Below are 2,763 nucleotides of genomic sequence, written 5' to 3'. Positions count from 1 at the left end.
ATATTTCTCTTAATATAGTAACTTTAACTTACAAAAAAACGGATGGCAGCAGCCAGCCGTTTTTTTTTATAGTCTTTTTTTAGAAATTAATAGGGCAATTTGGGCCATTATAAAAGGCAATGATGATTTTCTTCGAAATGCCAAATATTTAGGCTCCCATATGTCAGTATATTTTTCTTTAAACTTCCGAAGGCCCTGAAAATGATAGATAACGTGACCATGAAGGAAAATCTGGGCAGCTATTTTTTCGCTCAAAAAGGAAAATTTAGACAAACCTACATTCGATAAAGGGGCCATACCCATATCAAACTTCTGATAACCCTCTTTGATGGCCCAATCAATTACAGATAAGAAGAAAAAGTCAATGATTCCTTCCGGTGCTGACGGTTGAACCCTGATTAAATCAACCGAGACCGTCTTATAATCATCGTATACAAACATAATGCTCATAAAACCTAATATGTGACCTTCTTTATCTTTTACAATGGCTATCGGGGCTTTATTTAAATATTCTTCATTAAAGTATCCTAATGAAAACCCTTTTTCCTTTCGTCCAAGAAGCCATTCGTCGGAGATTTTTCTCAATTCATACATAATGGCTTTTGTAAAAGGAGGTTTAAGCATCTCAAAATAATACTGTTCACCATTAAATTTTTCTCTTAGTGCCCTTAACCCCTTCATTTTATCCCCTTTAAGCGAGAAGCTTTTAAGGTCTACAAATGCCTCTTCCCCTAATTTAAAAAATGCAAAGCCGTGACCATGTAAATAAGGGAGCATATCATCGCTAACTTGATAGAAAACAGGTGTGTAACCGTATAAATCAGCGACTTCTTGAAATTCTTCAATCGCACTTGAAAAATCGTGCTTCTCACCAACTGGGTCTCCGAGAATGATTAATTTATCGGCATATTCTTGGAACGAGATTAAAACATTCCTCTTGCTATTCCAAAAAACATATTTATCATGAAGGAAAATTAAATGTGACAAAACTTTACCTGGATAAACGGATAAATGCTTAACAATTTCTTCCTCATGGTCAATTGACTTTTCAAACCTCCATTTTTTAGGGATACTTATCAGATAACCTATAAAAAGAATACTTAAAGCAATTATTAAACCAATAATTGCACTTGAAAACAAGTCTCGGTAGTCAACAATCACATACGGTAAAAACTTTTTAGGAAGAGTGATTCTTGCATTCGGTATATTAAAATACCCAATTAATATATACATCGAAGTAACAATTACCACGATTGTTACATCAAAGATTGTTTTACCCCAGGTCAGTACATAGCTTTCACGATAAAATTGCCCTTTCGACATTCTAAGCAGAAGGGCTACAATAATTAAAAAGGCAGCCTCTTCGTAATCGATTCCCTTAAAAATGGAAAATAATGCAGCCAGAATTAATGCGAGCATCGTTAAATCATAGGTTCTTTTGACACTGTATTCAATTCCACGAGATAGTCCCAGCAGTAAAAAGCCGGCAGCTACGGATAGCTGGTGTGACACATTGATGATCGGAAATGACAGCAGTTCCTGAGCTACCCTAAGTCTCGACATGATCCCTGGAACGCTTGCAGATAACAGGAGAATGATACCTGATAAAAAAACAAGCATGGTCAGAATAATATGACTTAGACCTTGAAGGATGGCTTTAGGGAGATTATTCCACAATTGGTTCCATCTTTGCCAATAAAGCCGTACAAAAAAGACTAAGCTGATTAAAAAAGGAATGAAATAGTAGCCGATTCGGTAAAACAATAGCAGAACAAGGACTTTTTCTTCTGGTACATGTAAATCCTGCATTCCCCAAAGAAAAACTAGATCAAATGAACCTAAGCCGCCAGGAATCATACTTATGATCCCTGCACAGGCCGCAACAATATATACAGGGAACAAATCAAAGAGCGAGATGTGAATTCCTAGTATTTTGGTTAAAACAAAGATAGCCGTAAATACCGCAAACCACTCTACTACTGAAACAATGACCAACTTAATACTAGACTTAAGCGTTAGGATACGTTGAATGTCTTGACTGGTTTTAAATATATGTATGACGAAAAAGATAGGTAAGTATAGACCTACCCCTAAGACCGCGAAATAAAGCCATCTTGTATCCAAAAACAACGGGAAATTCCGATAGTGAATGGTTACAATCCAAGACAGGAAGGAGATTCCTGTCAAATAAAAAAGAGAAACTGATGCAATTACCCTAAGAAGCCTCCGGTTATCCTCCTCAAATTTATGAAAGAAATACGTTCTCAGCATGGCGCCAATCAGACCGCCAAAGCCGATCAAATTTGAAAATGAATTGGCAATAAACGACTGCTCTATCAACTCTCTTTTCGAAACTTTTATACTCAGAATTCTCGCTAATATTACATCGTATAAAACCATAGGCAAAACAGCTGCAAAGGTCACGCCTAAGATTAATAATAAGAGCCAAATATTAAGATGGTTAATTTCATTTCTAAGCATGTTCTCATTAATATTTCCAGTAAACTTCTTCATCTCAAAGACTGCAAAAATCAACAAGAAGACTGGAAAAATAAATTTCATAACTTTTAGCAGTTTTTCCTTTTTAATCCCCAACCAGATTACCACCCATTTTTTCTTTCCTGTTTTAAATATAAACGCTCTATTGAGAAAAACAAAGTAATTCTTTAATGATAAAGGTCACTATTCTCATTTTAGACAGCGAAAACATTGTTCAACCACACATTTATAAGAAGCAAAAAATTTGAACTATTTGATTTGTTG

Annotated in this window: 1 protein-coding gene; it reads right to left on the bottom strand. The window is 35.4% G+C overall.

What is annotated here, in order from left to right; translation table 11 throughout:
• Positions 1-66 precede the first annotated feature (66 nt).
• Complete coding sequence (mprF, locus tag V7266_RS30330; protein WP_335472990.1) at positions 67-2,595, bottom strand: bifunctional lysylphosphatidylglycerol flippase/synthetase MprF; 2,529 nt, start codon at positions 2,593-2,595, stop codon at positions 67-69.
• Between the last annotated feature and the right edge of the window lie 168 nt (positions 2,596-2,763).

Source organism: Neobacillus drentensis (assembly GCF_036965645.1).
Lineage (GTDB): Bacteria > Bacillota > Bacilli > Bacillales > Cytobacillaceae > Neobacillus > Neobacillus drentensis_D.
The sequence above is the reverse complement of the archived record's forward strand: the minus strand, read 5'-3'. Positions and strand labels throughout refer to the sequence as shown.